Annotated in this window: 4 protein-coding genes; all 4 read right to left on the bottom strand. The window is 68.4% G+C overall.

Annotation, left to right across the window (positions count from 1 at the left end):
• Nucleotides 1-736, bottom strand: a 736-nt coding sequence (locus tag AB7U92_RS24775) for a conjugal transfer protein TraH (protein ID WP_428583147.1), incomplete at its 3' end; no start/stop codon positions are given.
• A 47-nt stretch (nucleotides 737-783) separates the two neighbouring features.
• Nucleotides 784-1,695 (bottom strand): conjugal transfer protein TraF, encoded by a 912-nt coding sequence (traF, locus tag AB7U92_RS24770; RefSeq protein ID WP_428583145.1) that lies wholly within the window; start codon nucleotides 1,693-1,695, stop codon nucleotides 784-786.
• Nucleotides 1,696-1,705: 10 nt separating this feature from the next.
• Nucleotides 1,706-2,095, bottom strand: coding sequence for a hypothetical protein (locus AB7U92_RS24765; RefSeq protein ID WP_428583143.1), 390 nt, complete (start codon nucleotides 2,093-2,095; stop codon nucleotides 1,706-1,708).
• Nucleotides 2,092-3,017, bottom strand: a 926-nt coding sequence (gene traN / locus AB7U92_RS24760; protein ID WP_428583141.1) for a conjugal transfer protein TraN, incomplete at its 5' end; no start/stop codon positions are given. The genes AB7U92_RS24765 and traN, both read right to left, overlap by 4 nt.

Below are 3,017 nucleotides of genomic sequence, written 5' to 3'. Positions count from 1 at the left end.
CGTCGAGGTAGGTGCCGGTGCGCTGCAGCGCCTTCCAGGTCAGGTTGCCGACGAAGGGCGCCTTGTTGCGGATGTTGGCGTCGCCCGAGGATCGGGCCGAGGCCAGGATGCCGGGGCGGTCGGTCGCACAGCGGCGGCGCGCGGCGTCCCGGTCGGTCTCCAGGCCCATCTCGATGGCCAGATCGGAACAGGCCTCCTGCGAGCTGAAGCCCGCCGCCTCGGCGGCGGTGCTGACGATGGCCTTTGCGGTCTCGCAGGAGTTGATGCGCGCGTTGTTGATCCAGGTCTCCAGGCCCTTGGCCCACTTGGTCAGCCCGCCCAGCAGCGGCGAGACCGACTCCAGCGCCAGCTGGAAGGCGATGCCCGGCAGCGCTGCCGTGATGTTGCGCAGCATGTTCTTGAACTCGGCCGCCGAGATGTGCGAGAAGGAGCCGCCGAACACGTCGATGCCGCCGCAGCCGGCGCGGGCGCTCGGAAACTGGATCGCCGCGAGCTGATAGACCTTGTTCGGTGCCCGCATGAACAGGCTGCCCCCGGTGTAGGTGTTGAAGGTCTGCCCGCGGAACGCCCCCGGCGCGGTGTAGTTGCCGATGGCGCCGAGGCTGTTGAACATGTTGTTCACCTCGGTGTTCAGGTCGCCGGCCCGCAGTGGCGCTGGGCCTACGGCGAGGGCGGAGCAGCACAGGGCGACCACCACAGCACGGTGCAGGGGCCGGTCGGCGTCGGTACGCTTCATCGGGGGCTCCTTTGGATCTCTGTCTGCGCCGGTGCGGGCTCACCGCCTCAACGCTGTTGGGTCAAGCGGGCCTGGGCCTGCAGGCCGCCAGTCGAGCCCAGGAACGGTGTGGCGGCGTTGTCAGGTGAGGCCGTGACCATCGAGATGCGCTCCACCAGCTGCGCCTCGGACAGCACGCCGAAACCGATCGAGGTGATCTTTCCGGTGAAGGGCTGGGCGAGGTAGACGGCGGGAACCTGGCTCACCCGCAGCGTGGTAGCGATCCCGTTGTCCCGCCGGGCGTCCGCGAAGCCGGGAATCGGGCCGCCGTCGACGCTGATCGCGACCACCTTGATGCCGTGCCGGGCCTGGAAGGCCTCGAGCGTCGGCGCGAAGGCGTGGCAGTAGGGGCAGTCGCTGCGGAAGAAGAAGAACAGGACATGGTCGCGGCCCAGGGCACTGATGGACTGGCTGCGCTGGGCCGTCTGAAGCTGGTCGAACACCTCCAGCGCTTTCGCGTTCACCGGGCGCCCCTGGAGCGTGGGGTCGAGCTCGGGGCTGGCCCAAGCGATGCGCTGTGCCACGTCGGCGAAGGTGGATGCGCGCGACACCACCTGGGCCTCCAGCTCCATGTAGCGGCGTACGTTGGCTTCGGTCGGCCGCATGATGGCGATGTGCCGGCGCTCCTCGAGGGCCCTCTGCAGGCGCTCGAACTCGACGATCTCGGGGGGCTTGGGGGGCGACCGTCGGGGTGCAGTGGCGGCGCTCGATGCCGGTGCGGCTTGCCGCGGTGCGGAAGCCGGTGGTTCGGGCGGCGGGATCTCCGGCTCCTCGTAGAAGTGCCAGCCGCGCCAGTTGTCGGACCAGTACGGCCGTCCGGGGTCCTGCGGCTGCGCAAGGGTGACCGTCGCGCTGCCAAGCATGACAACGAGGCAGAGTGCGAGCCCAGCTTGGCGCGAGGCAGGGCGGCGCAGCGTCATGGGCGCAGCCTCACGACAGTGACCGCGGCGGCTGGCCGTCGCGGCAGTAGTTGATGCCGAAGTCGATGGTCTGCCGCCGCGGTGCCTGCACGCCGCCAGCGCCGTAGTTCGGCAACTGCACGCCGTCTTGCCAGAAGCGCACGTTCAGGCGACTGCAGCCGGGCTGGGCGTAGCGCTTCTCGGTGCTCACGTCGATGTAGATCGGCGTCGTGGCGTTAAAGCGCTTCGAGATCGCGTCTGCGACCTCTCCAACCAGGACCCCGTGGGCCTTGCCGTCGGGTGCGTCCAGGGCCGACAGCATCAGCTGCTTGGCATCGCGGACCGGCAGTCGTTCCTGAGCCATGGCAGCGCTGGCGATCAAGGCGCATGCGGCGCCGACCAGAACGGTGATGGCCTTCATTGGCACTTCCCCTGGCCGTAGTAGCAGGTGGGCACGCGGCTGGCGCTGCCGGCCTGCAGCGCGTTGACGTTCGGCAGGGTCGGTACCAGCGACGCATAGAACTCCGACAGGTCCATCGCCGCGAAGTTGAGCGTCTGCAGCTGCGCGACGGTGAAACCGGAGCAGTCGGCGTTCTGCGCGCCGCCCCAGCCCTTGCCGATCTGCGCGCGGCCCTGTTCGTTGACGATGCGCGCCAGCATCGAGTTGAAGCAGCACTTCGAGGTGGTGTGCTCGACGCACGATACGCATACGCCCAGGACCCGGAAGCAGGATGAGCACCAGGTGCCGATCGTGTGGCACAGCCTGGCGCCTTCCTTCATCGCCAGCTTCCCCTCGTCCTCGTTGCAGGACATCATCGAGAGGACGATGTAGATGATCACGGCGATAGCCAGCGTCCACGGGTCGAAGGCCACGACCAGGCTGTCGCCGGCATAAACGGCCACCGATCCGGCGGGCAGGGCGGCGCCGTTGACCGCCACGGTCACGCCATAGGTCGTGAACGTGCCGCTGAAGCCGCCACCCATCAGCAGCGCCGAGATGCCCTGGTAGATGAACTGCTGGTTCTGGGAGTTCATCAGCACGTCGAAGACCAGGCGCGAGCCACCACCGAAGATGCTCTGGTTCGTCATGCCGGCGCCGGCGCCGTCGGCGTAGCAGCAGTTCTTCAGCAGGCGGTCGCGGCAGCGGTTCTCCTCGCCCTTGAAGACCTGCATGCGGTCGGCGTCCAGGTAGATGCCCGCCTCGCGCCCGGCCTCGAGCATCGACATGCTGCGCGCGAAGTCGGGATCATTCGGCGCGCCGAGGTCGAAGCAGTTGCCGCTCAGGCAGAAGACGTTCGTCGGGCAGTTACTGGTGGTGGTGACGGTCTCGGCGGGCACGGGGC

Origin of the sequence: Piscinibacter sp. (genome assembly GCF_050175855.1) — a bacterium.
Taxonomy (GTDB): domain Bacteria; phylum Pseudomonadota; class Gammaproteobacteria; order Burkholderiales; family Burkholderiaceae_C; genus Piscinibacter.
Note: the sequence above shows the minus strand (reverse complement) of the source record. Positions and strands in the feature narration are given on the sequence as shown.

Excerpts from the sequence above, each read along its gene's own strand:
- AB7U92_RS24765 (WP_428583143.1), bottom strand. The coding sequence starts at position 2,095 with ATGAAGGCCATCACCGTTCTGGTCGGCGCCGCATGCGCCTTGATCGCC.
- traF (WP_428583145.1), bottom strand. The coding sequence starts at position 1,695 with ATGACGCTGCGCCGCCCTGCCTCGCGCCAAGCTGGGCTCGCACTCTGC.